1 protein-coding gene is annotated in these 305 nt (G+C 52.8%); it reads left to right on the top strand.

Going from position 1 to position 305, the window contains the following annotated elements; all coding sequences use genetic code 11:
- On the top strand, nt 1–305 hold a 305-nt coding region (locus QN347_RS19665; protein WP_323494375.1), incomplete at both ends, for a TonB-dependent receptor domain-containing protein.

A 305-nucleotide genomic window follows, 5' to 3' on the forward strand; every position in this document is an offset into this window, starting at 1 on the left:
TCGCCACCGGCGATGAAATTCCGCCGACCAGTGTGTTTGATGTGAAAAACGCCAATGTCACGGCCTTACCAGCCTCGATCAAGAGCAAAACCACGCAAATCGGCTCAGTTTGGAAAGGCGATCGTTTCACTCTTGATGTCGATGCCTACCGGATTAAATTCGACAATGCCTATTCATCGAGTACCGATGCCAGCGGCAACACGACTTTCTACGCCAACGGCAGCTCAGTCAGCCAAGGTGTGGAAGCGGAAAGCACCATCGTCATCGGTGGCGGTTTCAATCTCTACGTCAACGGCACCTATGGC

Source organism: Sphingomonas sp. 10B4 (assembly GCF_035019905.1).
Taxonomy (GTDB): domain Bacteria; phylum Pseudomonadota; class Alphaproteobacteria; order Sphingomonadales; family Sphingomonadaceae; genus Sphingomonas; species Sphingomonas glacialis.